Here is a 15,801-nt window from a genome sequence, read left to right on the forward strand (position 1 = left end):
TGCCGCTGGCAGGGCGCCCCACCATGCAAGAGACCGGCGCCACCGCGCCGGCACCCAGGGAGTGAGTTCGGTTGTCGACGGCCATCGTCACCGGTCAGCCGGTCCCCGGATCGTCCCTCGAGAACGATCTGCGGTCGCTCGGTTTCGACGTCCGGGTGGCAGCGGACCCCGCCGCGGCCGAGACCCTGCTCGCCGCCGCCCCCGCCGGTGACCGCGTGGCCCTGGTCGACGCCCGCTTCGTCGGCCACCGGCACGCCCTGCGTCTCGGCCTGACCGACCCCCGCTTCCCGCTCTCCGCGATCCCCGGCGCCGTCACCGCCCAGCCGGAGGCCCGGCAGGCGATGACCCGGGCCGTGGCCCGTGAGACCTCCACCGGCGGCGGGACCGCGCTCGCCGTGCACTGCCTCGCCGACCGCATCGTTACCTCGCTCGACTCCGACGGCTGCGAGGTGCACGAGCCGGACCTGGGCAGCCTCGTCGCCGCGGTCCCCGCCGACCCGCAGGCCCGCAACGAGGCACGGCAGGCCGTCGCCGCCGTCGACGACGAGGCCGTACGCCTGAAGTCGGCCGTGAAGTCCCGCGACGGGTTCTTCACCACGTTCTTCATCAGCCCTTACTCCCGCTACATCGCCCGCTGGTGCGCCCGCCACGGCCTGACCCCCAACCAGGTCACCACCGCCTCGCTGCTCACCGCCCTGATCGCGGCGGGCTGTGCGGCCACCGGCACCCGGGGCGGTTTCGTCGCGGCCGGTGTGCTGCTGATCGCCTCCTTCGTCCTGGACTGCACCGACGGTCAGCTCGCCCGTTACGCCCTGAAGTACTCCACGCTCGGCGCCTGGCTCGACGCCACCTTCGACCGCGCCAAGGAGTACGCCTACTACGCCGGCCTCGCCCTCGGCGCGGCCCGGGGCGGCGACGACGTGTGGGCGCTCGCCCTCGGCGCGATGATCCTGCAGACCTGCCGGCACGTGGTCGACTTCTCCTTCAACGAGGCCAACCACGACGCCACCGCCAACACCAGCCCCACCGCCGCCCTCTCCGACAAGCTGGACAGCGTCGGCTGGACGGTCTGGGCACGGCGGATGATCGTGCTGCCGATCGGCGAGCGCTGGGCGCTGATAGCCGTCCTGACGGCGGCCACGACCCCCCGCATCACCTTCTGCGTGCTGCTCGTCGGCTGTGCCCTCGCCGCGACGTACACCACGGCCGGGCGCGTGCTGCGCTCGGTGACGCGCAGGGCGACCCGCACGGACCGGGCGGCGCAGGCGCTCGCGGACCTCGCCGACAACGGCCCGCTCGCCGCGCTCGTGGCGCGCGTCACCCGGGCCCGCCTCGGCGCCCCGCTGCTGGTGGCCCTGGCCGGCACGGCCGTCCTCGCGGTGTCCCTCTTCTCCGGGGTGACCTGGGCCCCCGTCGCCGGTGCCGTCGTCTACGCGGTCACCTCGGGGCAGGCGCTGTACCGCCCCCTCAAGGGCGTCCTGGACTGGCTGGTCCCCCCGTTCTTCCGCGCGGCCGAATACGGCACCGTCCTGATCCTCGCGAGCAAAGCGGGGGTGAACGGCGCCCTCCCTGCGGCTTTCGGCCTGGTGGCCGCCGTCGCCTACCATCACTACGACACGGTGTACCGCATCCGCGGCAACGCCGGAGCGCCCCCGCCCTGGCTGGTGCGCGTCATCGGGGGGCACGAGGGGCGGACGCTGCTCGTCACCGTCCTGGCCGCGGTGCTCACCGCCTCGCAGTTCACGGTCGCGCTCACGGTCCTCGCCGTGGTCGTCGCCCTCGTGGTGCTCGTCGAGAGCATCCGTTTCTGGGTCTCCGCAGGGGCCCCAGCCGTACACGACGAAGGAGAACCCGCATGATCGGCCTCGTGCTGGCGGCCGGCGCCGGACGGCGTCTGCGCCCCTACACCGACACCCTGCCCAAGGCTTTGGTGCCGGTGGGGCCCGCGGGCATAGAGGGCGAACCGACCGTGCTGGACCTCACCCTCGCCAACTTCGCCGAGGTCGGCCTGACCGAGGTCGCGATCATCGTCGGCTACCGCAAGGAGGCCGTCTACGAGCGCAAGGCGGCCCTGGAGCAGAAGTACGGCCTCAAGCTCACCCTCATCGACAACGACAAGGCCGAGGAGTGGAACAACGCCTACTCCCTGTGGTGCGGCCGTGACGCCCTCAAGGACGGCGTGATCCTCGCCAACGGCGACACCGTCCACCCGGTCTCCGTCGAGAAGACGCTGCTCGCGGCGCGCGGCGAGGGCAAGCGGATCATCCTCGCGCTGGACACCGTGAAGTCGCTCGCCGACGAGGAGATGAAGGTCGTCGTCGACCCCGAGAAGGGCATGACGAAGATCACCAAGCTGATGGACCCCGCCGAGGCGACCGGCGAGTACATCGGCGTCACGCTCATCGAGGGCGACGCCGCCCCGGAGCTGGCCGACGCGCTGAAGACGGTCTGGGAGACCGACCCGCAGCAGTTCTACGAGCACGGGTACCAGGAGCTGGTCAACCGCGGCTTCCGGATCGACGTGGCGCCGATCGGCGACGTCCAGTGGGTCGAGATCGACAACCACGACGACCTGGCCAAGGGACGGGAGATCGCGTGCCGCTACTGACCCGGCTCATTCCCTCGCCGGTCGTCGTCGACATCCGCCCGGGTGCCCTGGACGACCTGGCCGCCGTCCTCGCCGACGAGCGCATCGCGCAGTCCGGCCGGCTGGCCGTCGCGGTCAGCAACGGCTCCGGTGCCAAGCTGCGCGAGCGCATCGCCCCCTCGCTGCCCGGCGCCAGCTGGTACGAGGTCGGCGGCGGCACCCTCGACGACGCGATCCGGCTGGCCGGCGAGATGAAGTCCGGCCACTACGACGCGGTGGTCGGACTCGGCGGCGGCAAGATCATCGACTGCGCCAAGTTCGCCGCGGCGCGCATCGGCCTGCCCCTGGTCGCCGTACCGACGAACCTCGCGCACGACGGCCTGTGCTCGCCGGTCGCGACCCTCGACAACGACGCGGGACGCGGCTCCTACGGCGTGCCCAACCCCATCGCGGTCGTCATCGACCTGGACGTGATCCGCGAGGCCCCGGCCCGCTTCGTCCGGGCCGGCATCGGCGACGCGATCTCCAACATCAACGCGGTCGCGGACTGGGAGCTGTCCAACCGGGTCAACGGCGAGAAGATCGACGGTCTCGCCGCGGCCATGGCCCGCCAGGCCGGCGAGGCGGTGCTGCGCCACCCCGGAGGCATCGGCGACAACGACTTCCTCCAAGTGCTTGCCGAGGCGCTGGTCCTCAGCGGTATCTCGATGTCGATCTCCGGTGACTCCCGCCCGTCCTCCGGCTCCTGCCACGAGATCAACCACGCCTTCGACCTGCTGTTCCCCAAGCGGGCCGCCGCCCACGGCGAACAGTGCGGACTCGGCGCGGCCTTCGCGATGTACCTGCGCGGGGCTCACGAGGAGGCGGCCCACACGGCCGGGGTGCTGCGCCGGCACGGGCTTCCGGTGCTGCCGGAGGAGATCGGCTTCACCGTGGACGAGTTCGTGCGCGCCGTGGAGTTCGCCCCGGAGACCCGCCCCGGCCGCTACACGATCCTCGAACACCTCGACCTCAAGACGAACCAGATCAAGGACATCTACGCCGACTATGTCAAGGCCATCGGTAGCTGAACTCCGTCCGGTCGTCCACCCCGCCGGGGTCAAGGACCGGCGCAGCGGTGAGCACTGGATGGGACGCCTCTACATGCGCGAGGTGTCCCTGCGGGTCGACCGCTACCTGGTGAACACCAGGGTCACGCCCAACCAGCTCACGTACCTGATGACCGTCTTCGGCGTGCTCGCGGCCCCGGCACTTCTGGTGCCGGGGATCCCGGGCGCCGTGCTCGGTGTGGTGTGCGTCCAGATGTATCTGCTGCTGGACTGCGTCGACGGCGAGATCGCGCGGTGGAAGAAGCAGTACTCGCTGAACGGCGTCTATCTCGACCGTGTCGGTGCCTACCTCACCGACGCCGCGGTGCTCACCGGCTTCGGCCTGCGCGCCGCCGACCTGTGGGGCGGCGGCCGTATCGACTGGCTGTGGGCCTTCCTCGGCACGCTGGCCGCGCTCGGCGCCATCCTCATCAAGGCCGAGACGGACCTGGTGGGCGTGGCCCGGCACCAGGGCGGGCTGCCCCCGGTCAAGGAGGCCGCCGCCGAGATGCGCTCCTCCGGCATGGCGCTGGCCCGCCGGGCCGCCGCCGCGCTCAAGTTCCACCGGCTGATCCTCGGCATCGAGGCGTCCCTGCTCATCCTGGTCCTGGCGATCGCCGACCAGGTGCGCGGCGACCTGTTCTTCTCCCGGCTGGGTGTCGCGGTGCTGGCCGGCATCGCCCTGCTGCAGACCCTGCTGCACCTGGTGTCCATCCTCGCCTCCAGCAGGCTGAAGTGAGCACGGCCATGCGGGTCGGCGCCGTCATCATCACCATGGGCAACCGGCCCGAGGAGCTGCGGGCCCTGCTCGACTCGGTCGCCAAGCAGGACGGCGAGAGGGTCGAGGTGGTCGTCGTCGGCAACGGCTCGCCGGTCCCGGACGTGCCCGAGGGCGTGCGGACGATCGAGCTGCCCGAGAACCTGGGCATCCCCGGCGGCCGGAACGTCGGCACGGAGGCCTTCGGGCCCGGCGGCCGGGATGTCGACATATTGCTTTTCCTTGACGACGACGGACTGCTCGCCCGCCACGACACGGCCGAGCTGTGCCGCGAGGCCTTCGCCGCGGACCCCGAGCTCGGCATCATCAGTTTCCGCATCGCCGACCCGGAGACCGGCGAGACCCAGCGCCGCCACGTGCCCCGGCTGCGTGCCTCCGACCCGATGCGCTCCTCCCGGGTCACCACCTTCCTCGGCGGCGCCAACGCCGTGCGTACCCGGGTGTTCGCCGAGGTCGGCGGGCTGCCGGACGAGTTCTTCTACGCCCATGAGGAGACCGACCTGGCCTGGCGGGCGCTCGACGCCGGCTGGCTGATCGACTACCGGTCGGACATGGTGCTGTACCACCCGACGACCGCGCCCTCGCGGCACGCCGTCTACCACCGCATGGTCGCCCGCAACCGCGTGTGGCTGGCCCGCCGCAACCTCCCCGCCCTGCTGGTCCCCGTCTACCTCGGCGTCTGGCTGCTGCTCACCCTGCTGCGCCGCCCGTCCGGGCCGGCCCTGAGGGCGTGGTTCGGCGGGTTCAAGGAGGGCTGGACCACTCCGTGCGGCCCCCGCCGCCCGATGCGCTGGCGCACGGTGTGGCGGCTGACCCGGCTGGGCCGGCCTCCGGTGATCTGAGAAGCTTTCTCTTACCAGAAGAGAGCAAGCCTCTTACTCGAGAGAGTCCGGATTTCCACTCGTGAGTCACACAACGCACGACGGCGGTGTCGCGGTGAGCGCGATACCGTCGCCCGACGAGGGACTGACGGCGGCGCAGCTCGCCGCCAAGTACGGGCTCGCCGTGAGCGGTGCCCGTCCCTCACTGCCCGAGTACGTCCGCCAGCTGTGGGGCCGGCGCCACTTCATCCTCGCCTTCTCCCAGGCGAAGCTGACGGCGCAGTACAGCGAGGCCAAGCTCGGCCAGCTGTGGCAGGTGGCGACGCCGCTGCTGAACGCGGCCGTGTACTACTTCATCTTCGGCGTGATCCTGCACGCGAGCCGCGGCCTGTCCCAGGACGTGTACATCCCGTTCCTGGTGACGGGCGTCTTCGTGTTCACCTTCACGCAGAGCTCGGTCATGTCGGGCGTCCGGGCGATCTCCGGCAACCTGGGCCTGGTGCGCGCCCTGCACTTCCCGCGTGCCTCGCTGCCGATCTCCTTCTCGCTGCAGCAGCTCCAGCAACTGCTGTTCTCGATGATCGTGATGTTCGTCGTGGCGATCGGCTTCGGCAGCTACCCGAGCCCCGCCTGGCTGCTGATCGTGCCGGTCCTGCTGCTGCAGTTCCTGTTCAACACCGGGCTCGCGCTGATCGTGGCCCGCATGGGAGCCAAGACGCCGGACCTCGCCCAGCTGATGCCGTTCGTCCTGCGCACCTGGATGTACACCTCCGGCGTGATGTTCTCCATCAACAAGATCATGGAGGGCCGCTCCGAGATCGCGGTCCGGCTGCTCCAGGTCAACCCGGCCGCGATCTACATGGACCTCATGCGCTACGCGCTGATCGACGGCTACGGCGCCTCGAACCTGCCGCCGCACGTGTGGGCGATCGCGCTGTTCTGGGCCGTGGCCGTCTTCGTCGGCGGCTTCGTGTACTTCTGGAAGGCGGAGGAGAGGTACGGCCGTGGCTGAGACCGACACCCAGGACCGCCGTCCGACCGTCATCGCGGACGACCTGCACATCGTCTACCGCGTCAACGGCGGCGGGACCGGCAGAGGCAGCGCGACGGCCGCCCTCAGCCGCATCCTGAAGCGAGGCTCCGGCGACGCGGCGCGAGGTGTACGCAAGGTGCACGCCGTGCGCGGTGTGTCCTTCGTGGCCCGTCGCGGCGAGGCCATCGGCCTGATCGGCTCCAACGGCTCCGGCAAGTCCACGCTGCTGCGCGCCATCGCGGGCCTGCTGCCTGCCGAGAGGGGCAGGGTCTACACCGACGGCCAGCCCTCGCTGCTCGGAGTCAACGCGGCGCTGATGAACGACCTGACCGGCGAGCGGAACGTGATCCTGGGCGGTCTCGCGATGGGGATGTCCCGGGAGCAGATCAAGGAGCGCTACGAGGAGATCGTCGGCTTCTCGGGGATCAACGAGAAGGGCGACTTCATCACGCTGCCGATGCGCACGTACTCCTCGGGCATGGCGGCCCGGCTGCGGTTCTCCATCGCCGCCGCCAAGGACCACGACGTCCTCATGATCGACGAGGCGCTCGCCACCGGTGACCGCAAGTTCCAGAAGCGCTCGGAGGAACGCATCCGGGAACTGCGGGGGGAGGCCGGGACGGTCTTTCTGGTCAGTCACAACAACAAGTCCATCCGCGACACCTGCAACCGCGTCCTGTGGCTGGAGCGCGGGGAACTGCGCATGGACGGACCGACCGAAGAGGTCCTGAAGGAATACGAGAAGTTCACGGGCAAGTAGCACGTTTTCGGCCAGGGCCCCGCCGGAGACCGTCCGGTGGGGCCCCGCGTCTGCAAAGGAACCGTCAACTCCGGTACGCGTGGGGAATCTTGGAGCCAATCGGTGTGTTGTTGTGATGCGCGGGACACCCGGACGGACCATGCCGCGTTGTACAACGTAAGCTGTACCGGTGCCGGAAAGCGGCAAGTGGGGCGATAATGCGCGACACCCCGCGCCAGGGCGACCCCGCCGATTGTCGGGCGGCGTGTCCGAAATACTGTGTATTGGGTCGGCAGTGTAGAACGGGAGATGTGACGGCAATGGCTACGGAAACTCCCCAGCTCAACGCAGCATGTGCCGTCCCCGCGCCGGGCAGCGCCCGATGACGGGCACCGAGACGGCGCCGGACCCGGAACGCGCCACCCTCGACAAGGCCACCAGCGAGAACTTCCCCGTGGCCCCCTTCTTCCTGCCCAGGGCCTGGCGCGACGACCTCATGGCCGTGTACGGCTTCGCCCGCCTCGTCGACGACATCGGCGACGGCGACCTCGCCCCCGGCGGCGCCGACGCCCGTTTCCTCGGCGTGTCGGCCGCCGAGGCCGAGGACCGGCCGGCCCTCCTCGACGCCTTCGAGACCGACCTGCGCCGCGTCTTCGACGGCACTCCGCGCCATCCGCTGCTGCGCCGGCTGCAGCCCACCGTCCGCCGTCGCTCCCTCACCCCCGAGCCCTTCCTCGGCCTGATCGCCGCCAACCGCCAGGACCAGCTCGTCGCCCGCTACGAGACCTACGACGACCTGCTCGCCTACTGCGAACTGTCCGCCAACCCCGTCGGCCGCCTCGTCCTCGCCGTCACCGGCACCTCGACCCCCGAGCGGATCCGGCTCTCCGACGCGATCTGCACCGGGCTGCAGATCGTGGAACATCTCCAGGACGTCGCCGAGGACCTCGGCCGGGACCGGATCTACCTCCCGGTCGAGGACATGAAGCGCTTTCACGTGCAGGAAACGGATCTTGGCGCAAAAACCGCGAGCGCATCGGTGCGCGCCCTGGTTGCATACGAGGCACAACGCGCCCGCGATCTGCTGAATGAAGGCGCCCCCCTGGTGGGTAGCGTCCACGGCAGGTTGAAGCTGCTGCTCGCGGGGTTCGTGGCGGGGGGAAGGGCGGCGGTCCACGCGATCGCCGCCGCCGAATACGACGTCCTTCCCGGCCCGCCCAGACCCCGCAGGCTCCAGTTGCTGCGTGAGGCGGGCGCGATCCTGCGAGGAGAGGGGTGATCCGGACCGTGGATTCTCCGTCGCACGTGTCCGCACCGGTACTCGCCGCCTACAGCTACTGCGAGACCGTCACGGGGCAGCAGGCACGCAACTTCGCCTACGGCATCCGCCTGCTGCCCACGCCCAAGCGCCGGGCCATGTCGGCGCTGTACGCGTTCTCCCGGCGCGTGGACGACATCGGCGACGGCGACCTGGCCGACGAGGTGAAGCTGAAGCGGCTCGAGGACACCAGGGCGCTGCTCGCCCGGGTCCGCCGGGACGAGGTGGAGGAGGACGACACCGATCCGGTGGCCGTCGCGCTCGCCCATGCCGCGCGCGCCTTCCCGATCCCGCTCGGCGGCCTCGACGAGCTGATCGACGGCGTCCAGATGGACGTGCGCGGCGAGACCTACGAGACCTGGGACGACCTGAAGGTCTACTGCCGGTGTGTCGCCGGTGCCATCGGCCGCCTCTCGCTCGGCGTGTTCGGCACCGAACCGGGCGCGCGCGGCGCGGAGCGCGCACCCGAGTACGCGGACACGCTCGGCCTGGCCCTGCAGCTGACGAACATCCTCAGAGACGTGCGCGAGGACGCGGCCGGGGGCCGTACCTATCTGCCCGCCGACGACCTCGCCAAGTTCGGCTGCTCGGCCGGCTTCGACGGGCCGACACCACCGGACGGCTCCGACTTCGCGGGCCTCGTGCACTTCGAAGTGCGACGGGCCCGCGCTCTTTTCGCCGAGGGCTACCGGCTGCTGCCCATGCTCGACCGGCGCAGCGGCGCCTGCGTGGCCGCCATGGCCGGCATCTACCGCCGGCTGCTGGACCGCATCGAGCGCGACCCCGAGGCCGTGCTGCGCGGCCGGGTCTCGCTGCCCGGACGCGAGAAGGCCTACGTCGCCGTACGCGGACTGTCCGGTCTGGACACCCGGCATGTGACCCGCCATGTCTCCCCGCGGTCCGTCAGGAGGCGCCCCTGATGGACCGCACCGAACCAGGAGACCTGCGGCAGGCAACCCTCCGCTGCGGCGTGGCGTCCCTGACTGCGACGGCCGACCGTGCACCGTTCACCCTGCACGCTCGGTACGCATGGAAGGACGCACCATGAGCGAACGCTCCCGCCCCGCACCGGCGCACGGCACCGCGGAACCGGAGGGCGCGGCAGGCCGCAGTGCCGTCGTGGTCGGCGGTGGGCTCGCCGGGATCACCGCGGCGCTCGCGCTCGCCGACGCCGGCGTCCGCGTCACCCTGCTCGAAGGCAGGCCCAGGCTGGGCGGCCTCGCCTTCTCCTTCCAGCGCGGCGAACTGACCGTCGACAACGGCCAGCACGTGTACCTGCGCTGCTGCACCGCCTACCGCTGGTTCCTCGAGAGGATCCAGGGCGCGGCGCTGGCACCGCTGCAGGACCGCCTGGACGTGCCCGTCGTCGACGTCGCCAAGCCCGAGGGCAGGCGGCTCGGCCGGCTGCGGCGCGACCCGCTGCCCGTCCCCCTCCACCTGGGGCGCAGCCTGGCCGCCTATCCGCACCTCTCGCTCGCCGAGCGCGCCGCGGTCGGGCGGGCCGCGCTCGCGCTGAAGGGGCTCGACCTCGCCGATCCGGCCCTGGACGCCCAGGACTTCGGCAGCTGGCTGGCCGCGCACGGCCAGTCGGCGCGCGCCGTCGAGGCCCTGTGGGACCTGGTCGGGGTCGCCACCCTCAACGCGGTCGCGGGCGACGCCTCGCTGGGGCTCGCCGCGATGGTGTTCAAGACCGGTCTGCTGTCCGACCCGGGCGCGGCCGACATCGGCTGGGCCCGCGTCCCGCTGGGCGAACTGCACGACCGGCTGGCCCGCAAGGAGCTCGACTCCGCGGGCGTCCGTACCGAGGTCCGTACACGCGTCACCTCCGTCTCTATCAACGAGAACGGCACCTGGAGCGTTCAGGTTCCCGGCGAGCGGATCGAGACCGACGCGGTCGTCCTCGCCGTACCCCAGAGCGAGGCCCACGACCTGCTGCCGCCCGGCGCCCTCGACGCGCCCGAGCAACTGCTGGGCATCGGCACCGCGCCGATCCTCAACGTCCATGTGGTCTACGACCGCAAGGTGCTCGCGCGCCCCTTCTTCGCGGCCCTCGGCACGCCCGTGCAGTGGGTCTTCGACCGGACCGACGCCTCCGGGCTGACCGGCGGTCAGTACCTGGCGCTCTCCCAGTCGGCCGCGCACGGAGAGATCGATCTGCCGGTCGCCGAACTCCGCGAGCGCTATCTGCCGGAGCTGGAGCGGCTGATTCCGGGTACCCGGGGCGCCGTGGTGAAGGACTTCTTCGTGACCAGGGAGCGCACGGCCACGTTCGCCCCCACCCCCGGCGTCGGGCGGCTGCGGCCCGGCGCCCGCACCAAGGCCCCCGGCCTGTACCTGGCCGGAGCGTGGACCGCCACCGGGTGGCCCGCGACCATGGAGAGTGCGGTTCGCAGTGGAGTGAGCGCGGCCGACGCCGCCCTCAGCGCCCTGGGCCGGCCCCGCCCCCGCCATCTCTTCGAGTTCGAGGAGGCGGCGTGACGCTCGATCAGGAGCCCGCGGCAGGCCCCCGCACCCCCGGTACCGCAACAAGAGGAGAGACTGTGCCCACTGTGCCCCCGGCCTCGACGCCCGCCCCGCGGGCCGCGGTGGACGTGACCGCGCTGCTGGAGCGCGGCCGCACCCTGGCCACTCCGGTCCTGCGTGCGGCCGTGGACCGGCTGGCGTCTCCCATGGACACCGTCGCCGCCTACCACTTCGGCTGGATCGACGCCGCCGGCAACCCCGCCGACGGCGACGGCGGCAAGGCCGTGCGTCCCGCGCTCGCCGTGCTCTCCGCCGAGGTCACCGGCGCCACGCCGGAGGTGGGCATCCCCGGTGCCGTCGCCGTCGAACTCGTCCACAACTTCTCGCTGCTGCACGACGACCTGATGGACGGCGACGAGCAGCGCCGGCACCGCGACACCGTCTGGAAGGTGCACGGCCCCGCACAGGCGATCCTGGTCGGGGACGCCCTGTTCGCCCTCGCCAACGAGATCCTGCTGGAGCTCGGCACCGTGGAGGCCGGCCGCGCCACCCGCCGGCTCACCACCGCCACCCGCGCCCTGATCGACGGTCAGGCGCAGGACATCTCCTACGAGCACCGCGACCGGGTCACCGTCGAGGAGTGCCTGGAGATGGAGGGCAACAAGACCGGCGCCCTGCTCGCCGCCTCCAGCTCCATCGGCGCGGTCCTCGGCGGCGCGGACGACGCCACCGCCGACGCGCTGGAGCGGTACGGCTACCACCTCGGCCTCGCCTTCCAGGCCATCGACGACCTGCTCGGCATCTGGGGCGACCCGGAGGCCACCGGCAAGCAGACCTGGAGCGACCTGCGCCAGCGCAAGAAGTCCCTGCCCGTCGTCGCCGCGCTCGCGGCCGGCGGCCCGGCCTCCGAGCAGCTCGGCGAGATCCTCGCCGCGGACGCCAAGAGCAGCGACTTCGAGAACTTCTCCGAGGAGGAGTTCGCGGCCCGCGCGGCTCTCATCGAGCGGGCCGGCGGCCGTGCCTGGACCGCCGAGGAAGCGCGCCGTCAGCACACCATCGCCGTGGAAGCCCTCGACGCCGTCGACATGCCCGACCGGGTGCGCGCGGCCTTCACGGCGCTCGCCGACTTCGTCGTCGTACGAAAGAGATGATCACTATCGGCCCAACAAGCCTCGCGTAGTCGCCGGCCGGTGTCCGAGGATCGACATCAGGACACCGGCCGACGGCGGACCCACAGCAGCACGACTCGCACGACTGCACGAAGGGGAAGCCATGACAGCGACGACCGACGGAAGCACCGGGGCGACTGTGCCGTCCCGCGCTGCCGCGGCCAGCGACACCACCATCACCACTCCCGGGGCGGCCGGGGTACAAGAAGCCGCCGCTGGCGCCGCCCGGCGCGCCACCGACTTCCTGCTCGCGCGGCAGGACGCCCAGGGCTGGTGGAAGGGCGACCTGGAGACCAACGTCACCATGGACGCCGAGGACCTGCTGCTCCGCCAGTTCCTGGGGATCCGCGACGAGAGCACCACCCAGGCCGCCGCCAGGTTCATCCGCGGCGAGCAGCGCGAGGACGGCACCTGGGCCACCTTCTACGGCGGGCCCGGCGAGCTGTCCACCACCGTCGAGGCGTACGTCGCCCTGCGCCTGGCCGGCGACGCGCCCGACGAGCCGCACATGGCGAAGGCGTCGGCCTGGATCCGCGAGCGCGGCGGCATCGCCGCGTCCCGTGTCTTCACCCGGATCTGGCTCGCCCTGTTCGGCTGGTGGAAGTGGGAGGACCTGCCCGAGCTCCCGCCGGAGCTGATCTACTTCCCCACCTGGTTCCCGCTCAACATCTACGACTTCGGGTGCTGGGCGCGGCAGACGATCGTCCCCCTCACCATCGTGTCCGCCAAGCGCCCGGTACGCCCGGCGCCGTTCCCGCTGGACGAACTGCACACCGACCCGGCGAACCCCAACCCGCCGCAGCCGCTCGCCCCGGTGGTGAGCTGGGACGGCCTGTTCCAGCGGCTCGACAAGGTGGTCCGCGGCTACCGCAAGGTCGCCGTGCGCAGACTCCGCAGGGCCGCGATGAACTCGGCGGCCCGCTGGATCATCGAGCGGCAGGAGAACGACGGCTGCTGGGGCGGCATCCAGCCCCCGGCCGTGTACTCGGTCATCGCCCTGCACCTGCTCGGCTACGACCTCCAGCATCCCGTGATGCGTGAGGGACTCGCCTCGCTGGACCGTTTCGCCGTCTGGCGCGAGGACGGCGCCCGGATGATCGAGGCCTGCCAGTCCCCGGTGTGGGACACCTGCCTCGCCACCATCGCCCTCGTCGACGCGGGTCTGCCCCTCGACCATCCGCAACTGGTCAAGGCCGCCGACTGGATGCTCGGCGAGGAGATCGTCCGGCCCGGCGACTGGGCCGTACGGCGGCCGGGGCTGCCGCCGGGCGGCTGGGCGTTCGAGTTCCACAACGACAACTACCCCGACATCGACGACACCGCCGAGGTCGCCCTCGCACTGCGCCGGGTCCGGCACCACGACCCCGAGCGGGTGGACCACGCGATCGGCCGTGCCGTGCGCTGGAACCTCGGGATGCAGTCGAGGAACGGCGCGTGGGGCGCCTTCGACGTCGACAACACCAGCCCGTTCCCGAACCGGCTGCCGTTCTGCGACTTCGGCGAGGTCATCGACCCGCCGTCGGCCGACGTCACCGCGCACGTCGTGGAGATGCTCGCCGCCGAAGGGCTCGCCCACGACCCGCGCACCCGCCGCGGCATCGACTGGCTGCTCGCCGAACAGGAGCCGGACGGCTCGTGGTTCGGCCGCTGGGGCGTCAACTACGTCTACGGCACCGGCTCGGTGGTGCCCGCGCTGACCGCGGCCGGGCTGCCCGGCTCGCACCCGGCCATCCGGCGGGCGGTGGCCTGGCTGGAGAGCGTGCAGAACGACGACGGCGGCTGGGGCGAGGACCTGCGCTCCTACAAGTACGTCAAGGAGTGGAGCGGCCGGGGCGCCTCCACCGCCTCGCAGACCGCCTGGGCCCTGATGGCGCTGCTCGCGGCGGGGGAGCAGCACTCCAAGGCCGTCGAGCGCGGCATCCGGTGGCTGGCGGACACCCAGCGGGAGGACGGCACCTGGGACGAGCCGTACTTCACCGGCACCGGCTTCCCCTGGGACTTCTCCATCAACTACCACCTGTACCGGCAGGTCTTCCCGCTCACCGCACTCGGCCGCTACCTGCACGGCGACCCCTTCGAGCGCGGCCTCCTCGCCCGGAAACCGCAGCCCGAGGCGAAGGGGAGCTGACCTTGAGCACCCAGCCCGCACCGCCCCCGCTGCTGATCGCCTGCGCGCTCGGCATCGAGCACCTCGCCCTGCGCACCGGGGACAGGAGCGGGGCGGACGGGCCGGTCAGCTTCGTCCGTACGGGCATGGGTCCCCGTGCGGCGAAACGCTCCATCTCGGGCCGGCTGACGGTGCCGGCGCTCGCCGAGGCCGCCGTACTGGCCACCGGCTTCTGCGCCGGGCTCGCCCCCGGCATGCACCCCGGTGACCTGGTGGTCGCCGAGGAGACCCGGGACCCGAGCGGCGCCGTCGCCTGCGTGGGCACCGAACTGCTCGTCAAGGAACTCGTGCGCATCCTGCCCGGACGCACGGTCCACACCGGCCCGCTCACCGGCTCCGACCACGTCGTCCGGGGCCATGAGCGGTCCGACCTGCTCGCGACCGGCGCGATCGCGGTCGACATGGAGTCGGCGGCCACGCTCCTCGCGGCCGTCCGCGGCGGTGAGCGCCCGGTTGCGGCCGTACGGGTGGTCGTGGACGCTCCCGAACACGAGCTCGTCCGGATCGGCACCGTACGCGGTGGAATATCGGCTTTCCGTGTTCTCCGTACTGTTCTTCCCGCATTTTTCGAATGGCACCGTTCTTTGCTGCTCCCCCGGAGGTGAGCCAGATGGCCATGCCGTTGCGTCAGACCGTCAAGGTTGCTACATACCTGCTCGAACAGAAGCTCAGGAAGAGGGACAAGTTCGCCCTCCTGGTCGAGTTGGAGCCGCTGTTCGCGTGCAACCTCAAGTGCGAGGGCTGTGGCAAGATCCAGCATCCGGCAGGCGTCCTCAAGCAGCGCATGCCCGTCGCCCAGGCCGTGGGCGCGGTGCTGGAGTCCGGTGCGCCGATGGTGTCCATCGCCGGTGGCGAGCCGCTGATGCACCCTCAGATCGACGAGATCGTCCGGCAGTTGGTGGCGAAGAAGAAGTTCGTGTTCCTGTGCACGAACGCCCTTCTCATGCGCAAGAAGATGGACAAGTTCAAGCCCTCGCCGTACTTCGCGTGGGCCGTGCACATCGACGGGCTGCGCGAGCGGCACGACGCCTCGGTGGCGAAGGAGGGCACCTTCGACGAGGCGGTCGAGGCCATCAAGGAGGCCAAGCGGCGCGGCTTCCGGGTGACCACCAACTCCACCTTCTTCAACACCGACACCCCGCAGACCGTCGTCGAGGTGCTGAACTACCTCAACGACGACCTGAAGGTGGACGAGATGATGCTCTCGCCGGCCTACGCCTACGAGAAGGCCCCCGACCAGGAGCACTTCCTCGGTGTGCAGCAGACCCGCGAGCTGTTCAAGAAGGCGTTCGCGGGCGGCAACCGCAAGAAGTGGCGGCTCAACCAGAGTCCGCTCTTCCTGGACTTCCTCGAGGGCAAGGTCGACTTCCCCTGCACGGCCTGGGCGATCCCCAGCTACTCGCTCTTCGGCTGGCAGCGCCCCTGCTATCTGATGAGCGACGGGTACGTGTCGACGTACCGCGAACTCATCGAGGACACCGACTGGGACAAGTACGGCCGCGGCAAGGACCCGCGCTGCGCCAACTGCATGGCGCACTGCGGCTACGAGCCGACCGCCGTGCTCGCCACGATGGGCTCCCTGAAGGAGTCCCTGCGGGCCGCGCGCGAGACGATGTCGAGCGGAAAGCAGGGCTGAGG

15 protein-coding genes are annotated in these 15,801 nt (G+C 71.2%); all 15 read left to right on the forward strand.

Going from position 1 to position 15,801, the window contains the following annotated elements:
* Window positions 1–71: 71 nt before the first annotated feature.
* The 15 genes from ACFYZB_RS10615 (at window position 72) to hpnH (ending at window position 15,799) form a co-directional block, all read left to right on the forward strand.
* Window positions 72–1,859, forward strand: a complete 1,788-nt coding sequence (locus ACFYZB_RS10615) for a DUF5941 domain-containing protein (protein WP_388756718.1) — start codon at window positions 72–74, stop codon at window positions 1,857–1,859.
* Window positions 1,856–2,608, forward strand: coding sequence for a phosphocholine cytidylyltransferase family protein (locus tag ACFYZB_RS10620; RefSeq protein WP_351212236.1), 753 nt, complete (start codon window positions 1,856–1,858; stop codon window positions 2,606–2,608). Before ACFYZB_RS10615 ends, ACFYZB_RS10620 begins: the two co-directional genes overlap by 4 nt.
* Window positions 2,596–3,657 (forward strand): iron-containing alcohol dehydrogenase family protein, encoded by a 1,062-nt coding sequence (locus ACFYZB_RS10625; protein WP_351212234.1) that lies wholly within the window; start codon window positions 2,596–2,598, stop codon window positions 3,655–3,657. The genes ACFYZB_RS10620 and ACFYZB_RS10625 overlap by 13 nt, the downstream gene beginning before the upstream one ends.
* Window positions 3,635–4,414, forward strand: a complete 780-nt coding sequence (locus ACFYZB_RS10630; RefSeq protein ID WP_351212232.1) for a CDP-alcohol phosphatidyltransferase family protein — start codon at window positions 3,635–3,637, stop codon at window positions 4,412–4,414. Before ACFYZB_RS10625 ends, ACFYZB_RS10630 begins: the two co-directional genes overlap by 23 nt.
* Window positions 4,415–4,422: 8 nt before the next feature.
* A complete protein-coding gene (locus ACFYZB_RS10635) occupies window positions 4,423–5,295 on the forward strand; it encodes a glycosyltransferase family 2 protein (protein ID WP_388757420.1) in 873 nt (290 codons plus the stop codon).
* 61 nt (window positions 5,296–5,356) lie between these two features.
* Window positions 5,357–6,286, forward strand: coding sequence for an ABC transporter permease (locus tag ACFYZB_RS10640; RefSeq protein ID WP_388756730.1), 930 nt, complete (start codon window positions 5,357–5,359; stop codon window positions 6,284–6,286).
* Window positions 6,279–7,067, forward strand: a complete 789-nt coding sequence (locus tag ACFYZB_RS10645; RefSeq protein WP_351212226.1) for an ABC transporter ATP-binding protein — start codon at window positions 6,279–6,281, stop codon at window positions 7,065–7,067. The genes ACFYZB_RS10640 and ACFYZB_RS10645 overlap by 8 nt, the downstream gene beginning before the upstream one ends.
* 361 nt (window positions 7,068–7,428) lie before the next feature.
* Window positions 7,429–8,325: a squalene synthase HpnC gene (gene hpnC, locus ACFYZB_RS10650; protein WP_388756734.1), complete on the forward strand. Its 897-nt coding sequence runs from the start codon at window positions 7,429–7,431 to the stop codon at window positions 8,323–8,325.
* Window positions 8,322–9,284: a presqualene diphosphate synthase HpnD gene (gene hpnD, locus ACFYZB_RS10655; RefSeq protein ID WP_388756737.1), complete on the forward strand. Its 963-nt coding sequence runs from the start codon at window positions 8,322–8,324 to the stop codon at window positions 9,282–9,284. The genes hpnC and hpnD overlap by 4 nt, the downstream gene beginning before the upstream one ends.
* Window positions 9,284–9,412 (forward strand): DUF6380 family protein, encoded by a 129-nt coding sequence (locus ACFYZB_RS10660; RefSeq protein WP_351212220.1) that lies wholly within the window; start codon window positions 9,284–9,286, stop codon window positions 9,410–9,412. Before hpnD ends, ACFYZB_RS10660 begins: the two co-directional genes overlap by 1 nt.
* Window positions 9,409–10,842, forward strand: coding sequence for a hydroxysqualene dehydroxylase HpnE (gene hpnE / locus ACFYZB_RS10665; RefSeq protein WP_388756740.1), 1,434 nt, complete (start codon window positions 9,409–9,411; stop codon window positions 10,840–10,842). Before ACFYZB_RS10660 ends, hpnE begins: the two co-directional genes overlap by 4 nt.
* Complete coding sequence (locus tag ACFYZB_RS10670; RefSeq protein WP_388756743.1) at window positions 10,839–11,978, forward strand: polyprenyl synthetase family protein; 1,140 nt, start codon at window positions 10,839–10,841, stop codon at window positions 11,976–11,978. The genes hpnE and ACFYZB_RS10670 overlap by 4 nt, the downstream gene beginning before the upstream one ends.
* A gap of 121 nt (window positions 11,979–12,099) precedes the next feature.
* Complete coding sequence (gene shc / locus ACFYZB_RS10675; protein ID WP_388756746.1) at window positions 12,100–14,124, forward strand: squalene--hopene cyclase; 2,025 nt, start codon at window positions 12,100–12,102, stop codon at window positions 14,122–14,124.
* A gap of 2 nt (window positions 14,125–14,126) precedes the next feature.
* Window positions 14,127–14,768: a 1-hydroxy-2-methyl-2-butenyl 4-diphosphate reductase gene (locus ACFYZB_RS10680; RefSeq protein ID WP_388756749.1), complete on the forward strand. Its 642-nt coding sequence runs from the start codon at window positions 14,127–14,129 to the stop codon at window positions 14,766–14,768.
* 5 nt (window positions 14,769–14,773) lie between these two features.
* Complete coding sequence (gene hpnH, locus ACFYZB_RS10685; RefSeq protein WP_388756752.1) at window positions 14,774–15,799, forward strand: adenosyl-hopene transferase HpnH; 1,026 nt, start codon at window positions 14,774–14,776, stop codon at window positions 15,797–15,799.
* Window positions 15,800–15,801 lie beyond the last annotated feature (2 nt).

The organism is Streptomyces sp. NPDC001852 (assembly GCF_042891825.1).
Taxonomy (GTDB): Bacteria; Actinomycetota; Actinomycetes; order Streptomycetales; family Streptomycetaceae; genus Streptomyces.

Bases quoted from the DNA above. Each gene is read 5' to 3' on its own strand.
- ACFYZB_RS10660 (WP_351212220.1), top strand. From the start codon at position 9,284: ATGGACCGCACCGAACCAGGAGACCTGCGGCAGGCAACCCTCCGCTGC.
- shc (WP_388756746.1), top strand. From the start codon at position 12,100: ATGACAGCGACGACCGACGGAAGCACCGGGGCGACTGTGCCGTCCCGC.
- hpnE (WP_388756740.1), top strand. From the start codon at position 9,409: ATGAGCGAACGCTCCCGCCCCGCACCGGCGCACGGCACCGCGGAACCG.
- hpnC (WP_388756734.1), top strand. From the start codon at position 7,429: ATGACGGGCACCGAGACGGCGCCGGACCCGGAACGCGCCACCCTCGAC.
- hpnH (WP_388756752.1), top strand. From the start codon at position 14,774: ATGGCCATGCCGTTGCGTCAGACCGTCAAGGTTGCTACATACCTGCTC.
- ACFYZB_RS10630 (WP_351212232.1), top strand. From the start codon at position 3,635: ATGTCAAGGCCATCGGTAGCTGAACTCCGTCCGGTCGTCCACCCCGCC.
- ACFYZB_RS10635 (WP_388757420.1), top strand. From the start codon at position 4,423: ATGCGGGTCGGCGCCGTCATCATCACCATGGGCAACCGGCCCGAGGAG.
- ACFYZB_RS10620 (WP_351212236.1), top strand. From the start codon at position 1,856: ATGATCGGCCTCGTGCTGGCGGCCGGCGCCGGACGGCGTCTGCGCCCC.